General features: G+C 47.5%; 13 protein-coding genes. 7 read left to right on the forward strand and 6 right to left on the reverse strand.

Features of this window, described 5'->3' with window-relative positions; all coding sequences use genetic code 11:
- Nucleotides 1-36: 36 nt before the first annotated feature.
- From AAA946_RS04695 to AAA946_RS04705, 3 genes are all read right to left on the reverse strand, one after another.
- Nucleotides 37-963 carry a YeiH family protein gene (locus AAA946_RS04695; protein ID WP_338163816.1) on the reverse strand — a complete coding sequence of 309 codons (927 nt, stop codon included), beginning with the start codon at nt 961-963 and terminating at the stop codon, nt 37-39.
- A gap of 152 nt (nt 964-1,115) precedes the next feature.
- Nucleotides 1,116-2,990 carry an MFS transporter gene (locus AAA946_RS04700; protein WP_338163817.1) on the reverse strand — a complete coding sequence of 625 codons (1,875 nt, stop codon included), beginning with the start codon at nt 2,988-2,990 and terminating at the stop codon, nt 1,116-1,118.
- Nucleotides 2,991-3,005: 15 nt separating this feature from the next.
- A complete protein-coding gene (locus AAA946_RS04705; protein ID WP_338163818.1) occupies nt 3,006-3,596 on the reverse strand; it encodes a TetR/AcrR family transcriptional regulator in 591 nt (196 codons plus the stop codon).
- 341 nt (nt 3,597-3,937) lie between these two features.
- Between AAA946_RS04705 and AAA946_RS04710 the strand changes: the two genes are divergently transcribed.
- Together AAA946_RS04710 and AAA946_RS04715 are read left to right on the forward strand one after the other, a co-directional pair.
- Nucleotides 3,938-4,819: a Tim44 domain-containing protein gene (locus AAA946_RS04710; RefSeq protein WP_338163819.1), complete on the forward strand. Its 882-nt coding sequence runs from the start codon at nt 3,938-3,940 to the stop codon at nt 4,817-4,819.
- Nucleotides 4,820-4,943: 124 nt separating this feature from the next.
- Nucleotides 4,944-6,107: a BamA/TamA family outer membrane protein gene (locus AAA946_RS04715; RefSeq protein WP_338163820.1), complete on the forward strand. Its 1,164-nt coding sequence runs from the start codon at nt 4,944-4,946 to the stop codon at nt 6,105-6,107.
- A 72-nt stretch (nt 6,108-6,179) separates the two neighbouring features.
- Here AAA946_RS04715 and pta read toward each other — a convergent pair whose 3' ends face one another.
- Both pta and AAA946_RS04725 read right to left on the reverse strand, forming a co-directional pair.
- Nucleotides 6,180-8,324, reverse strand: coding sequence for a phosphate acetyltransferase (gene pta, locus AAA946_RS04720; protein WP_338163821.1), 2,145 nt, complete (start codon nt 8,322-8,324; stop codon nt 6,180-6,182).
- 126 nt (nt 8,325-8,450) lie between these two features.
- On the reverse strand, nt 8,451-9,647 hold the full coding sequence (locus AAA946_RS04725; protein WP_112462262.1) for an acetate kinase: 1,197 nt from the start codon (nt 9,645-9,647) through the stop codon (nt 8,451-8,453).
- A 335-nt stretch (nt 9,648-9,982) separates the two neighbouring features.
- Here AAA946_RS04725 and yfbV point away from each other — a divergent pair, with 335 nt between their 5' ends.
- Nucleotides 9,983-10,435 carry a terminus macrodomain insulation protein YfbV gene (gene yfbV, locus AAA946_RS04730; protein ID WP_338163822.1) on the forward strand — a complete coding sequence of 151 codons (453 nt, stop codon included), beginning with the start codon at nt 9,983-9,985 and terminating at the stop codon, nt 10,433-10,435.
- 122 nt (nt 10,436-10,557) lie between these two features.
- Here yfbV and AAA946_RS04735 read toward each other — a convergent pair whose 3' ends face one another.
- Entirely contained in the window at nt 10,558-11,652 is a 1,095-nt protein-coding gene (locus AAA946_RS04735) for a PQQ-dependent sugar dehydrogenase (RefSeq protein ID WP_338163823.1), read from the reverse strand.
- A gap of 381 nt (nt 11,653-12,033) precedes the next feature.
- Between AAA946_RS04735 and AAA946_RS04740 the strand changes: the two genes are divergently transcribed.
- From AAA946_RS04740 to malZ, 4 genes are all read left to right on the forward strand, one after another.
- The gene (locus AAA946_RS04740; protein ID WP_338163824.1) at nt 12,034-12,999 is read left to right on the forward strand and encodes an ABC transporter substrate-binding protein; all 966 of its coding nucleotides are present in this window, start codon (nt 12,034-12,036) and stop codon (nt 12,997-12,999) included.
- 66 nt (nt 13,000-13,065) lie between these two features.
- Nucleotides 13,066-14,007 (forward strand): ABC transporter permease, encoded by a 942-nt coding sequence (locus AAA946_RS04745; protein WP_338163825.1) that lies wholly within the window; start codon nt 13,066-13,068, stop codon nt 14,005-14,007.
- On the forward strand, nt 14,004-14,798 hold the full coding sequence (locus AAA946_RS04750) for an ABC transporter ATP-binding protein (RefSeq protein WP_338163826.1): 795 nt from the start codon (nt 14,004-14,006) through the stop codon (nt 14,796-14,798). Before AAA946_RS04745 ends, AAA946_RS04750 begins: the two co-directional genes overlap by 4 nt.
- A gap of 138 nt (nt 14,799-14,936) precedes the next feature.
- A complete protein-coding gene (gene malZ, locus AAA946_RS04755; protein WP_338163827.1) occupies nt 14,937-16,769 on the forward strand; it encodes a maltodextrin glucosidase in 1,833 nt (610 codons plus the stop codon).
- Nucleotides 16,770-16,771 lie beyond the last annotated feature (2 nt).

The following is a 16,771-nucleotide window of genomic DNA, read 5'->3' on the forward strand; positions in this document are numbered from 1 at the left end:
AAGATCTTCACTTTCGTGAAGATGACGGTGTATTTATTATGCGAGTAGCAACCAGCTCAACGAGGTCACCGAAATAAGCAGCCACATCGTGATCCCAAACACCATAGGCTTACTGCCCGCTTGTTTGAGTCTATCTATGGAAATACTGGTTCCAATCAAAAATAGGCACACAACCAATAATTTTTTCGAGACATCAAAAATGCCTTGATACGCCCATTCAAACTGAGGTAAGTAGTCACTGACTAAAATGGCGCCGCAGTAAAAGAAGATAAAGTAAGGGATAGTTAGCTTGCTGTTTTTGTTACGAAACAGCATCGCACTCACAAGCGCAACGGGAATGATCCATAACGCTCTAGCCAGTTTCAATGTTGTTGCTGTGGTCAATGCTTCCTCACCATACGCCGATGCCGCGCCTACGACCGATGAAGTATCGTGAATGGCGATAGCCGCCCAAGTCCCAAAGGTATGTTGATCGAGCGATAAAGCATGGCCAATCACAGGAAAAACAAACAGCGCAAGTGAGTTCAATACAAATACGGTAGCGAGCGCAATGGCAATATTCTCGTCATCGGCATCAATCGCAGGGGCAACCGCGGCAATGGCGCTGCCACCACAAATTGCAGTGCCGGATGAGATCAAATAGCCAGTGTGCTTATCCAACCCCATCTGTCTCGCTAGCACCCAACCAATCACAAGCGTACCAATGATGGTGGCGATAATTAGACCGATGCCGTCGCTGGTCGCTTGCAGAGCTTGGTCAAGGTGGATACCAAAACCTAAACCAACAATCGAGTAAGCGAGCAACTTTTTGGTGTATTTGGCGATAGGAATATCGCGCGGCACTAAGCTAAAAGTGGTGAGAAGAAAGCCAAAAATCAGCGCCATTGGAGAGCTTACCCAAGGGGTTAAACAAGCAATGATCCCAAGGAAAAACAGGGGGTAAGAGCGTAGTTGGGATAACATCGAAATCCTTACGAACAGCAGAAATAGCGTATGTGCCAGTCAATAGTTAAGTGAGTGTAGCGAGAGTTAAAGGTCAGTAAAACTAAATAAAATTTAACGGGCGTTTAGAAAAACTAAACGCCCGTTAAGTAAGGTGTTTGGCTCAGCGCCAGCTATCGATAGCTACCCCGTAGCTCAGCCACTTTCTGGTACATAGCTTGGCTAGATGCTTCCTCTGGTTGAACCGGTGTACCGGCTTCAAGTTCCAGTCTGGCTCTAAAACGCGATGGTAGCCCTTTGCATGCGCGACCTTTGTGGCGGCTAAAGTAACTGCCCCATAGCCCTTTTAATGCCATTGGAATAACCGGTACAGGGGAACGTTTAAGAACAATATCAATGCCGCGCATAAACTCATTCATTTCGCCATCGGCGGTCAAACGACCCTCTGGGAATATGCAAACAATCTCACCATCGGCAAGGGCTTGTTCAATCTCTACAAATGCGCGGCGAATCGAGCCTTTGCGTTTAGCAGAAATAGGGATGACTCCGGCGCGTTTTAAGAAGCGTCGAACCGGTTTGAAATTGGCGTAGTCTTCTTCCATCACAAAACGGATCAAACGCGGACTAGCAGCGCTCATAACCAGCGCATCCATGTAGCTGACGTGGTTACACACAATCAAGGCGCCCCCCTTCTCAGGCAGGTGGTGCAGGTTCTTGTGGGTGATGCGATACATGATGTTGGTCATGATCCAAATCAGAAAGCGCACCACGAATATTGGCGCCTGCAAGAACAGGTAGACCGCCATTAGGAAGTTCAGCACGGACAATACGATGAAAAGCTCAACAATGGTCAGTCCAAGCACCGACAGACCAACGATACCTAACACTGCGCTGCCGACCATAAACAGTGAGTTGTAAATATTTAACGCGGCAATCACGCGAGCACGCTCGGTTGGTTTGGCTTGTTGCTGCATCAAGGCGTACAACGGCACGATAAATAGGCCGCCAGATGCGCCGAGCGCAAGCAGGTAACCAAATACAGGCCAAAGTGCGGAGTGGGCAATGAACTCACCAAATGATTCAAATTGAGGAAGCTCTTGCGGCACGGAGAATGCCATTAATGCACCAAAGATGGTGATGCCGAAGCTGCCTATAGGCACGATGCCAACATCAATACGATTTTTCGACATTTTATCGCACAGCATAGAACCTAGGGCAATCCCGACAGAGAACAGGGCCAACAAAAAAGACACCGCCGCTTCGTTGCCCATCAAGTGGATCTTAGTGAAGTTCGGGAATTGAGTTAGGTAAGCCGCGCCCAAGAACCAAAACCAACTGATGGCCATGATGCATTGGAAAACCACGCGATCTTGATGAGCAATCTTAAGTGTTTCTTTGGTCTGCTTGATAGGTTGCCAGCGGAATTTCAACTGCGGATCGGCTGCAGGTGCATTAGGGATTGAGCGACTGGCAATATAACCGGCGACCGCAAACACAACTACGCTAGCGGCAGCGACATACTTAGCCTGCTCGGCGGAAGCAATAATGCCCGCTCCCAAAGTACCCAAAAGGATAGCGAGGAATGTGCCCGTTTCAACCAGCGCATTGCCTGAAAGCAGTTCGTTTGGTTTCAGCTGCTGTGGTAAGAGTGCATATTTTACTGGACCAAAGAATGCCGACTGGGTACCCATTAAAAACAGTAACAGCAGCAATATGCCATAGCTTTCGGTTACAAAACCAATGGCGCCCAAACACATGATGCCAATTTCTGCCAGTTTTACCTTGCGGATAAACCAGGACTTTTCATACTTGTCCGCCAGAACCCCAGCAGAAGCTGAAAATAAGAAGAACGGCAGGATAAATAAACCCGCGGCAAGGTTGATAAACAAGTTACTGGATACAGGCAATACTTGTGGGCCGGCGAATGCAACAAAAAGGAGTAGAACGTTTTTAAAAATGTTGTCGTTGAATGCGCCGAAAAACTGGGTAATAAAGTAGGGCACAAAACGCCTTTCGCTAAGTAAAGACGCGGTTTTGGTGTTAGGCATTACCTTTCCTTTTGATTACCAACTCTTTAGGTAGTTTGAAATGAGATCTTTGATGAGCACACTGCCATCAACAGGCTCTGAGGTGAAAAACTTGTCATCGACACTGAGTAGAGTGATACCGTGCACTCCCGCCCAAAGCACACGACTCGCTTGCATAACGTCAGCAGCGGATTTTTCTGGACGGTACGCAGACAACAAATGCTCAAGCATACCTGTCATTCCGTCGATACGTTGTGACTGCCATTCTGGGAGTTGGTCGCCATTCATGTTGTGCTCAAAAATTAATTGCCAACGATACGGGTACTTCTTGGCAAAATCATGATAGCAAATCGCCATGGCATACAGAGCTTGCTCAGCATCATCCGTTTGCTCAACGGCTTTTCGGGACTCTTCCGACAATTCATCGACGGTGCGCGCAACAGCGTGAAGCAGCAGTAAATTGTAACTGCCAAAGATATTCACCAAGGTACTCGGTACATAACCAATAAGTGTGGCAATCTTGCGAAGACTCAGCGAGTGATAGGAGTTCTCGGTGAGATAATCCCTGACGGTAGTCAGTGTCAGGTCGATAAGCTCTTCCCGGGTATGATCGTTTCTACGGGCCATGGTGATGGATTCTTAATTGAACACGGTTCGTTATTTTAGTGGTGGGACAGGGTAGCGTCAACAAATGAAGCTAGGCATTGCAAGGTTGCAGCGCACTTTTGAGATTGTGGTCGGTAAAACAGATTGATTGAGAAATAACAGGCATAAGCAGGTGTATACCGTAACAAACGTGCAATATTCTGAAACAAGTCCGAGCATTTGAAGCGTTCCTTTAATGCTAAGCTCAGTATATGATGCGTAATGTGCCCAAGGTTTATCAACTTGCTGGTTTAGTGAGATTTGCTTGGGTATAAGTCGTAATAGGACTTACGATGTAATGTGACAATAACGAAAGGTTGAGAATGAAACGTTTATTTTCCTTCGTCGCACTGCTAGTACTGGCAGTGTCGGTGAATCCGGTAGCCGAAGCAAAGAAATTCGGTGGCGGTAAATCATTTGGTAAGAGCTTTAAAACGGCTCCGGCTCCAAAGCAGCAACAACAAAATACCAATAACATCAGTCGTCAAGATCAAAACAAAGCTGGAAGCAGTAAGAAAGGTCTGATGGGCGGTATCTTAGGTGGTTTGCTTGCTGGTGGCCTATTAGCTGCTTTCTTTGGTGGTGCTTTCGAAGGCATCAACTTCATGGATATTTTGATTTTTGGTTTGATCGCGTTTGTGATCTTCAAGCTGATGCGCGGTATGCTGGGGGCAAAGCAGGGAAGTATGAATCAGCAGAGGCAGCAGCCGGCGTTTGGCGGTCACTCTCGCCAACAGTTTGAGCAGCCTTCAAACTTCCAAAACTTTGAACAGCCAGCATCAACGGCTTCAACAGGTGGTTTTGGTGCAGCTGGACACAGCGAAGTGCCTCACAACTACCCACCGGGCTTCGACCAAGCGGCGTTCCTAAATGGTGCTCGCGAGCACTATCGTATCCTTCAAGGCGCGTGGAACCACAACGAACTCCACACGATTGAAGAGTATGTGTCGCCAAGCTTGCTGCAAGATCTTATCAGCGAGCGCGCTAAGCTTGAAGGTGAGCAGCATACTGACGTGATGTACGTTGACGCTGAGGTTGTTCGTGCGGATTACGACGCTAACAAAGCACAGTTGAGTCTTCAATTCTCTGGCCGCTACCGTGATGCAGTGGAAAACATCGAAGAAGACATTGAAGATATCTGGCACCTAGAGCGTGATTTGACCCAACCAAATGCGCCATGGTTGATCGTTGGTATTCAAGGCTAACCACCTCAAAGTTAAACAAAAAACTGCAGAGTAAAATCTGCAGTTTTTTTACATTTGTGGCAGCGCAATTTGACGTTTTTCCTCTATAATTCAGCCTTTGCTCTCAATCTTATTATTACAAATCATGCGAACTTTATTTGCTCAAACTGCGCTGGCCTGCTCTGCCGTTACTTCTCTTGCGCTCGCTGACGATCATATTGTGCCCCTTGTTGAGCACACCCCAAACCCAACTACGGAGAAGCTTGATCGCTTTTTAGGTGTGTTTGGCGCTGAGTCGGAATATGATGCAGATAAAGGTCTCAACTCGAGCTATATTCCTGCGGTGTTTTACAAACCAGAGCAAGGATTGGGACTTGGACTGTTGTATGTTGGGTTATATGGTGACCCAAGCGAGGGTGCCGGTCAGCCTTCTTCTATGGTGATTAACCCGTATGCGTCGTCCAATGGCTCTATGGGTATTACGTTCAGCAATAAGCACTTTTATAACGGCGGTGATAACCGCGTTTACACCGACATTAAAGTGTTTGATGACGCGGCGGTTTACTATGGCCAAGGATATGAAAACGGGCAGCAAGACGGCAATAAGATCGACTTTAAAGAGCAAGTGGTGGATGTTAAGCCAACCTGGCTGACACGCGTATCCGGCGATTATTTTTTAGGTTTTGGTGCCAACGTAAAATCGGTGCGCCCACATGACAAGAAGTTTGAAAACCAGGGGTTAGACCCACTTGCTAATGAGCTGACGGACAACACCAGTTACGGTGTGTTTGTGTCGAATGTCTTTGATACACGAGACAACGTGACTAACGCGACCAAAGGCACCTTACTGCAAGCCGACTTGGGTTTGTACCATGATGCAACCAATTCGGAAAATTTTGGTAAGTACTCACTTAAGGCGTCTCAATACCATACCTTAGCACCAGTACCTGGGCTATTCGCATGGCAAGTCCAAGCCAATTTAACCTCGGGGAATGTCCCTTGGAATCAGTTGCCTGATCTTGGTGGCGCTGATGCGATGCGTGGTTATATCCTTGGCCGATATCGTGATAACCAAATGATGATGGGGCAGGTGGAGTATCGTTTACCTGTATACTGGCGAGTCGGTGTTGTGTTCTGGGGCGCGGCAGGTACGGTCTCTGAAAATGTCTCCGGGCTATGGGATAAAACGTTAGCAAGCGCCGGTACTGGCTTTAGATTCAAGATCAAAGATAAGGTCAATGTGCGCGCCGATATTGGTTATGGTGAGCACGGCGGTACCTTTTACTTCCACGTTAATGAAGTGTTCTAACTCTCTGGCACTAAATCGCAAATACTAAAAAAGCCTCCGAATGGAGGCTTTTTTGATTCAGTTAGAACAAACTTAGTTTTGCTCTTGACCTGATTGAATCGCAGTCAGTGCAACTGTGTAAACGATGTCGTCTACTAGTGCGCCACGAGAAAGGTCGTTAACTGGTTTGCGCATACCTTGCAGCATTGGACCGATAGATACTAGATCTGCCGAGCGTTGTACCGCTTTGTATGTTGTGTTACCCGTGTTTAGATCTGGGAATACAAATACTGTCGCTTTACCAGCTACTGGAGAGTTAGGTGCTTTAGAAGCCGCTACGTTCTCCATGATTGCCGCATCGTACTGTAGAGGACCGTCGATGATAAGATCAGGACGTTTCTCTTGAGCCAGTTTCGTTGCTTCACGTACTTTGTCTACGTCAGCACCTTTACCTGACTCACCAGTCGAGTAAGAAATCATCGCAACGCGAGGTTCGATACCGAACGCTGCTGCAGAGTCTGCAGATTGGATAGCGATTTCAGCAAGTTGCTCAGCTGTTGGATCTGGGTTAATCGCACAGTCACCGTATACCAATACTTGATCAGGCAGAAGCATGAAGAAGATTGACGATACGATAGACGTGCCAGGAGCTGTCTTGATGATTTGGAACGGAGGAACGATAGTGTTCGCTGTTGTGTGAACAGCACCAGATACTAGACCGTCAACTTCGTTCGCTTCAAGCATCATAGTGCCTAGGTATACAGAATCTTGTAGCTTCTCACGAGCCACAACTTCAGTCATACCTTTCGCGCCACGTAGTTCAACCAAGCGAGCAACGTAGTTTTCACGTACTGCATCAGAATCGATGATAGTTACGCCAGCGCCTAGCTCAACGCCTTGCTGTGCTGCAACACGTTTGATTTCTTCAGGGTTACCAAGCAGCACACATTCCGCGATACCGCGCTCAGCACAGATAGCCGCAGCTTTAACTGTGCGTGGCTCGTCACCTTCAGGAAGAACGATACGCTTGCCAGCTTTACGAGCAAGTTCAGTTAGCTGGTAACGGAATGCTGGTGGGCTAAGCTTACGGCCGCCTACAGTGCCTTCAAGTAGAGAATCAATCCAAGGGCCGTCGATGTGACCTGCAACGTGCTCGTTTACGAACTCGATACGCTCTTTATCGTCTGCAGGAACTTCTAGGCTGAAGCTCTGTAGGTTCAGAGAAGTCTGCCAAGTGTTACCTTGTGCTTTAAAGATTGGAAGACCCGTTTCAAGCGCAGGCTTGATAAGGTCAGCAATCTCAGTAGGAACGTCGTAGCCGCCTGTTAGTAGGATAGCGCCGATTTCCACACCGTTCATTGCTGCTAGCGCCGCTGCAACGATTACGTCTGGACGGTCAGCAGAAGTCACAAGTAGAGAGCCTGGTTTGAAGTGCTCAATCATGTTTGGCAGTGAACGTGCACAGAACGTAATGCTCTTAATACGACGTTGAGCGATGTCACCTTCGTTGATGATTTCAGCGTTTAGGTGCTCAGCCATGTCTACTGCACGTGTTGCGATCAAGTCGATCTTCCAAGGCACACAGCCTAGAACACGAATCGGGCTAGTGTTGAAGATTTGCATCACTTCAAGGTTAGCTTGCTGCGCGGTGTCGGCATCGTCGAAGATTTCAGAGAGATCTGGACGAGTACGACCTGCTTCATCAACTGGTGCATTTAGCTTGTTGATGATAACACCGGAGATCTTCTTGTTCTTAGTGCCGCCGTAGTTAGAACATGCAACTTCGATACGCTCTTTAAGCTGGCTCGGGTTGTCTGTACCTGGCGTTGCAACGAATACGATTTCAGCGCCAAGTGTCTTAGCGATTTCTTCGTTGATTGCGTTCGCAAATGGGTGCTTGCGAGTTGGTACTAGACCTTCGATAAGGGTTACGTCTGCATCTTTGTTGATTTGGTTGTAACGCTCAACGATGGTTTCTAGAAGCACGTCTAGCTTCTCGTTACCGATCAGGTTTTCAGCTTCTGACATTGGAAGTGGTTGACCCACTTTCATATCACTGCTGTTACCGACGATAGAAGAAGTTAGATCTGGCTGATCGCCGCCGTGGCGAGGTTGAGCAACAGGTTTGTAAAACGATACGTTTACACCCTTACGCTCCATTGCACGCAGGACACCCATGCTAACACTGGTAAGACCGACACCAGCGCTAGTAGGTACAAGCATAATAGTACGGGACATTCTTTGAGTACCTCAAACTATATGTGGGGAAGAAACTCAATAAGGGTTGGCTTCGATTGAGGGTGAGCCAGCGATATACTGAGTCCAATAAGAAAACTGGCTAACCTTAGTTAGCCAGTTTGAACATTAAAGACCTGCTAGGCGTGCAGTGTCTTCAGCGATGACTAGCTCTTCGTTAGTAGAGATAACCATTGCTGGGATACGGCTGCTTGCTGCAGTGATAGTTCCTTCGCCGCCGAAACGAGCTTTAAGGTTAGCTTCACCGTCAACTTCGATGCCGAATACGCCTAGACGGTTTAGAACCATCTCACGGATTGGTGCAGAGTTTTCACCGATACCACCAGTGAACACGATAGCATCTAGACGACCGTCAAGAGATGCAGTGTAGCCCGCTACGTATTTCGCTAGGCGGTGGCAGAACACGTCCATTGCACGCGTTGCTTCTTCTTTCTCGCCGTAGTTGTCTTCAACGAAACGACAGTCAGAAGTCACTTCAGTTAGACCTAGAAGACCAGACTCTTTAGTTAGCATGTTGTTGATTTGCTCAACAGAGTAACCTAGAGCGTCGTGTAGGTGGAAGATGATCGCAGGATCGATGTCACCACAACGAGTACCCATCACAAGACCTTCAAGAGGAGTTAGACCCATTGAAGTATCTACAGACTCACCGTTTTTGATAGCACAAACAGAAGCACCGTTGCCTAGGTGGCAGTTAATGATGTTCAGTTCGTTAGCTGGCTTACCAAGTAGTTCAGCTGCTTCACGTGCGATGAATAGGTGAGACGTACCGTGCATGCCGTAGCGACGGATGCCGTGCTCTTTGTACAGGTTGTACGGTAGAGCGTATAGGTAAGACTCTTGAGGCATAGTTTGGTGGAACGCAGTGTCAAATACCGCTACGTTCTTAAGCTCTGGGAAGTTGTGCTTCGCCGCTTCGATACCGATGATGTGAGCAGGGTTGTGAAGAGGTGCAAATGTTGCAGAGTCTTCGATACCTTTAAGTACATCGTCTGTGATTAGTGCAGAAGATGTGAATTGCTCGCCACCGTGAACGATACGGTGACCGATAGCGCCTAGGTTTGCTTTTAGCTCAGGCTTAGAAGCAAGGATAGTCTCTACCATGAACGCTAATGCTTCTTCGTGAGCAGCGCCGTTACCTAGTTGAGCTTCGTGTTTACCATCAAGTTTCCACTTGATACGAGCTTCAGGAAGGTGAAGACATTCTGCAAGACCTGTTAGGTGCTCATCACCGTTCTCTGCATCAACGATGGCGAACTTAAGAGAAGAACTGCCGCAGTTTAAAACTAAAACCAGCTTAGACATTAGAGGTTACCTGTATTTTATCTGATCGGGGATCAAGGATGTAAACGTATCTCAAGACTGAGAGGCAGCAAAAAATGCCTATCACTCTTGGTCATAAAATCATCAATTGCCGTATAATAATATGCGATTTTCCGAAGAAAACCACATTAGCGTCCTTGCGACGGTCATCTCGACGGTTGCCTATTTTGTAAATAAAGACAACAATGAGATTGAGGATTCGCAAAGAATAACGATAATGGCAGAAGATAACAAAATAAATTTGAAAGAATCTTAACTTCCGTCAATATTTTGCTGATTTAGTTGAATAGTTCAACTTTTTTTTAGTGAGGTTAGCTATGAGCGAGAGAGCAAGTCTGACTCAGAGTTTAAAAAATGGCCAAAAGTACATGGAACTTTGGCCGATGCGCAAGGAGCTAACGCCCCTGTTTCCAGAGCAACGCATCATTAAAGCGACGCGTTTTGGGATCAAGGTGATGCCCGCGGTCGCAGCCATTAGTGTGCTAACACAGATGGCGTTTAATAACGCTCATGCACTGCCGCAAGCGATTGTTATTGCATTGTTTGCTATCAGTATGCCATTGCAAGGTATGTGGTGGTTGGGTAACAGATACAACACGCAATTGCCGCCAGCGTTGGCCTCTTGGTATCGAGAGCTGCACCAAAAGATCATTGAGTCAGGGGGCGCAATGGAGCCGGTAAAAGCCAAGCCTAAATATAAAGAGCTTGCCATGACGCTTAACCGAGCATTCAGGCAGCTTGATAGAAGCGACTTTGATCGCTGGTTCTAACCCCATCTTTGTTCAAAAGTTAAACACAAGCCCTGCTCAACGGTGAGCGGGGCTTGTTCGTTTTAGTCTCCGGGCCATGCAATTGTAACTGTCTTGAGGTGAGTGTTAATGAGTTGTTGGCGCTAGTTGAACTTGCGGCTAATCTTATAAATCGCACCACTATCGGTGCTAAACCAGACGTGACCAGCTGAATCGGTGGTCACATCACGTACTCGCTCACCGAGCTCTTCGTAATAACGCCTTTCTTCGAGTACTTGACCAGCTTCGTTGATATCTAGAATGTTGATATGAGTGAGTTTGAGTGCTCCGATTAACAAGGCACCATTGAGCCTTGGAAATTCCTCACCCTCGTACAGATGCAGTGACCCGGGTGCAATAGAAGGAATGTACACTTTTCTGGGTGATTCAATGCCTTCTTTCTCTTGTGCCTCTCCGGCATTGATTGGCCCCCAATACTCTTTACCGTGAGAGGTGATAGGCCATCCATAATTAAGCCCCGCTTTGACCAAGTTGAGCTCATCGCCGCCTCTTGGACCGTGCTCTATCGTCCACAATTGAGATCGTTTGCTATCAAACACCAACCCTTGAGGATTACGGTGGCCATAGGAGTAGATTTCAGGAGCAAAATTAGGTTTGTCGACAAATGGGTTGTCTTTTGGAATCGTACCATCTTGATTGAGGCGAACGATGGTCCCGGCGTGGTTGTCGGTCTGCTGAGCATTATCCCTGTCACCGGCATCACCGATGGTCATATAGACCAAACCTTCATCATCAAAAGCAATTCGGCTTCCAAAGTGGCGACCAGAGGTAACGGAAACATTACTGGTGAAGAGATCTTGCCAGTCTGTGAGCTTGTTGCCATTTAAGGTCGCTTTCGCAAGGGAGGTTGCTCCCCCTTTACCTATTGGTTTCGCGTAGGTGAAGTAATAAACGTCGTCTTCAGATGGGCTTGGATGAATGTCCATTAGGCCACCTTGGCCAGACGCATAAATCGCAGGTAGCCCACTTATCGACGTCTGTTTGCCACTTTTAGTATCGACAAGCAGCATTTTGCCTTCTCTTAATGTTACTAACAACTTGGTGTCATCCACGGTCAGAATTGACCATGGCACTCCTTTCACAGTGGTCACTTTTTCTAGCTGACTGCCTTCAAACTCACGGGCTAGCGAGGGCATTGCCAATAGGAAAAGCAGTGGTAAAAGAAGTAATGGACGCATGCTAGAAGTTCCCTCGCGATTGGATGTGGCTAACTAATTGACGATTACGCTATCTGTATGAATATAGACATCTTTCACAGAATTGCATTCACAATGCTTCACTTTTGTCAAAAATGGATTACGCTGATTTTTGAGTAAATATTAGTCGCATGTATCGCTGTATGTACGCATTTGTTTAAATGTTGGTTGCGAAAGCACACGGATAGCACGTTTATCTAATGCGAATGTTAATAATACCTTTCAATTTGGTTGGCTTACTGGTAGAAGTAACAGCGAGTCAAAAAATAATTCACGAAGTGTAAATTAAATATTACACCCTCATTCCCCTTAAATGAGTTGCCTTTGTCTGCTTATTTAGGGTTGCTTAGTCAAGGAGTTAAGATGAAAGCAAGCAAGATTATTGTCACTGCAGCATTAACCGGTGTGGCGTTGCTGTCTTCTGCCAGCATCATGGCAAAAACCGCTAAAGTCGCGGTATCGCAAATTGTTGAGCACCCAGCGCTTGATGCAACACGCCAAGGTTTGGTGGATGGCCTGAAAGAAAAAGGCTATGAGCAAGGTAAAAACCTCGAGTTTGATTATAAAACCGCGCAGGGTAATCCAGCGATTGCAGTACAGATTGCACGTCAATATGTCGGTGAGCGCCCAGACGTTTTAGTTGGCATTGCGACACCAACAGCGCAAGCATTGGTCTCTGCAACGCGCGATATTCCAGTGGTATTTACCGCAGTAACGGATCCTGTGGGTGCGAAACTGGTGAAAAAGCTTGAGCAGCCAGGCAAAAACGTCACAGGTCTGTCGGATCTATCACCTGTCGATCAGCACGTAGAGCTTATCCAAGAGATCATGCCAAATGTGAAGAGCATTGGTGTGGTGTACAACCCAGGTGAAGCGAATGCAGTGAGCCTAATGAAGCTGCTAAAAGAGAGCACAGACAAACGTGGTATTGAGCTTGTTGAAGCGACAGCGCTAAAAAGTGCTGATGTACAAACAGCGACTCAAGCCATTTCGGCGAAATCAGACATCATCTACGCACTTATCGATAACACGGTGGCGAGTGCCATTGAAGGCATGATCGTTTCGGCTAACCAAGCGAAAACACCTGTATTTGGCGCAGCAACGTCGTACGTTGAGCGCGGTGCGGTTGCGAGTCTTGGTTTCGACTACTACCAAATTGGTGTGCAAACAGCTGATTACGTAGCGCAAATTCTTGAAGGTACAGATCCTGGCAAAATTGACGTCAAAGTGGCGAAAGGTTCTGACTTGGTGATCAACGCTACGGCAGCAAAAAAACTGGGTCTTACGATCCCTAAAACGGTTATGGATCGCGCTACAAGCGTTAAGTAACACTCGTTTTTAGAGCAAGCTGGATCTTCGGATCCAGCTTTTTTGTTAAGCAGCAGAGGAGTAGTTATGTCTGCTTTTGCATTTTTTGGTGCCCTTGAAATTGGTCTTATTTATGGACTGGTCGCACTGGGTGTCTATCTTACCTTCCGTGTTCTCGATTTCCCTGATTTGAGTGTTGATGGCAGCTTCCCAATGGGCGCGGCTGTAGCCGCTACGGCGATTGTTGCGGGTATTAACCCTTGGGTGGCAACAGGCATGGCCATTGTGGCTGGCGCGGCAACGGGATGGGTAACCGCTTTTCTTGCGGTGCGCTGTGGCATCCTTCACTTGCTGGCATCCATCCTGACGATGATCGCTGCGTTCTCCATCAATATTCGCATTATGGGCCGGCCCAATATGGCCTTGCTTGGTGAAGACACCATACTGACGCCTTTCGAAATGATGGGAGACGCGATGTATGTTCGCCCTTTGGTGGTGGGCGTATTGGTATTGATTTCGGCTTGGTTTGTGGTGCGACTGCTCAATAGTGATTTTGGTTTGGGTCTGCGCGCGACAGGTGTCAATGCCCGTATGGTTAAAGCGCAAGGAGCAAGCACGTCGTTCTATACCTATTTCTGTTTAGCACTTTCAAACGGGTTTGTTGGCTTTGCTGGTGCGCTTTTCGCGCAAACCAATAGTTTCGCGGATGTAACATCTGGCGTTGGTACCATCGTGGTAGGTCTGGCTGCGGTTATTCTGGGTCAAACCCTTATACCGGGTCGTAAAATCTGGGTGGCGGTTACTGCCGTTATCGTTGGTTCGGTGTTGTATCGTTTGGCGGTCGCCTTTGCCTTGAGTACAGGTATGTTCGGCTTGCAAGCGTCTGATCTTAACTTGGTCACCGCCGTGCTGGTGGCAGCAGCACTAATTGCGCCAAAAATTAAAGGAAACCTCAAAGCAAAAAAGGTCGTAAAGCCTGCTAAGAGTAAAGCGGTCTCTCAATCAGGCAACACGGGGAATACAGCATGATTCGATTAGAAGATATTCAAGTCACCTTCAACCCAGGGACAATTTTGGAAAATCGTGCATTGAAAGGGGTGAACTTAGAGGTACCTGAGCATCAGTTTTTAACGGTGATTGGCTCTAACGGTGCCGGTAAGTCAACCTTGCTAGGTGCGGTAACCGGTGAAACGCCAATGGTTGGTGGACGTGTTCTGATCGATGATATGGATGTGACTCGCCAAACCGTGGATCAGCGTGCTAACCAATGTGCACGCGTGTTCCAAGACCCGTTAGCAGGGACCTGTGGCGATCTCTCTATCGAAGAGAACATGGCACTGGCCTATATGCGTGGTAAAAAGCGTGGCTGGAGCTTGTCGCTATCGAGTAAACGTCGCAAGCTGTTCCAAGAACGCATCAGCATCCTTGGACTTGGACTTGAGGATAGGCTCGGGGACAACATTGGTTTGCTATCTGGTGGTCAGCGTCAGGCGGTAAGCCTAGTTATGGCAACTCTGTCAGACAGTAAACTGCTGCTACTGGATGAACACACTGCAGCACTCGATCCACGCATGGCGGCGTTCGTTATTGATCTCACCAAAAAGGTTATTCAGGAGTTCAATCTCACGGTCATGATGGTAACCCACTCAATGAAAGATGCACTGGCTTGTGGTGACCGAACGGTGATGTTGCACCAAGGAGAAATTGTGCTTGATGTTGCAGGCGAGCAGCGTGCCAACATGCAAGTACCAGACTTACTGGAGATGTTCTCAAAAGTACGTGGCGAAGAGCTTGCTGACGACAGCTTGTTACTTAGCTAACCGTCACCATGACTTAGGTCTCAACCTCCCCAACTAAGCCTACAATCTGTGATCCCTCTTCAATTTGAAGGGGGATTTTTTCTGCATCCGATTCTTCTACAATGATCCTTCCTCGTTCCCTATAACAGAAGAATCATAATGAACCAGCCACTTTTATATCATTCACAAACCCAAGATGGGGTAGTGCGAGAAGGCGATAAGCTCACCATTCGCCTATTTTCTGAGCAAGACAAATTTGAATCGATTCAGCTTCGCCACGAGCCGGACAATGAAGAGTATCTAATCGCGCTTAGTAAGGTTGGTACCAAAGGCATGCTTGATATTTGGCAGGCAACATTACCACTCAGTGCGGACAAAGATGTCACCTATTATGTGTTCAAAGCGTTGACGGCTACAGGGCAATATTGGCTTGATGCGCGCGGCACTCACCGCCGCATGCCAGGGCGAGAGTATCATTTTAAGTATAATCGCGCAGACCAGCCACCAAGTTGGGTAGCCGAGCAAGTGTTCTATCAGATCTTCCCTGATCGTTTCTGTAATGGAGACCCTAGCATTGGCGTTGAGACAGGCGAGTACCAATACCCAAATCGCAATCGTGAGTCTGTGAAAAAGCAGTGGGGAGAGCCAGTGGGTAATCATGGTAACTCTGGGGCGGTTGAGTTTTATGGCGGTGACCTTGCTGGTATCGAATCAAAGCTGGATTATCTGCAAGATCTTGGTATCACGACGCTGTATCTCAACCCGATTTTTACCTCTTACAGTAATCACAAGTATGACACTGTGGACTACTATTCCATCGATCCAAAATTTGGCACCAATCAACAATTTGCAGACCTCGCCGACAACCTGCATCGAAGAGGTATGAAAGTGGTGCTTGATGCCGTGCTCAATCACACCTCTGTCTCTCATCCATGGTTTGACGTGTTAGAGGAGAGTAACGGTGCTTACACCTCTGCAGACAGTCCCTACCGGGACTACTACTTCTTTAATGGTGACTCTAAACAGTATGTCGGCTGGAAAGGGATAGATACGTTACCGGTTCTTAACTTCCACAATGAGGAAGTGCGCGATCATATCTATCGCAGTGAAGATTCGGTGATCAAACATTGGTTAAAACCACCTTATAACATCGACGGCTGGCGTTTTGATGTGATTCATATGCTGGGGGAAGGCGAAGGTGCGGCCAATAACGCCCATTATGTTAGAGCGTTTCGCGAGTCGATGAAGTCGGTGAATCCTGACTCTTACATGCTGGGTGAGCACTTCTTTGAGGCGACCCAGTGGCTGCAAGGTGACCAAGAAGATGGTGCCATGAACTACTATGGTTTTGCTCATCCATTACGCGCGCTTCTCGCGAGCAAAGACATTGCGTTCGACCCTATCGAGATTGACTGCCACGAGTTTTTAAACTGGCTTCAAGAGGCGAGTGCTAAGGTGCCATGGAGCAATCAGCTATCTCAGTTAAACCAACTCGATAGTCACGACACCGAACGCTTTATCACCACGTTGGCTGGCAATGAGAATCGTCTTGCCATCGCTTTACAGCTTCTAATGACCTATGTTGGCACTCCGTGCCTGTACTACGGTGTGGAAGTAGGGCTTGAGGGGACACATGATCCCGATAATCGTCGCTGCTTCCCGTGGGAGCGAGTTGAGACAAGTTCGTGGCTACCGTACTGCAAGCAATTGATTTCGCTTCGTAGAGCTTCAAAAGCCTTGCAGCGAGGCAGTTTTGTTCCGCTTCATGTTGATGAGTTTAGCTTGGTGTTTGCACGTCAACTAGACGATGAAGTGGTGATTAGTGGCTTTAACCTAGGGGCTGACGTTGTGCAGATTTCACTGCCGGTTTGGAAACTAGGGCTTGAACGTGTCAGTTTTGAATGTGCACTGACGGGCAGCAAATCTGAATCGCTTAACGGTACTTTAGACGTCAATATCGCAGCAGAGGGCTCTCTGCTGCTGACTTGCTAACG

Origin of the sequence: Vibrio sp. 10N (genome assembly GCF_036245475.1) — a bacterium.
Taxonomy (GTDB): Bacteria; Pseudomonadota; Gammaproteobacteria; order Enterobacterales; family Vibrionaceae; genus Vibrio.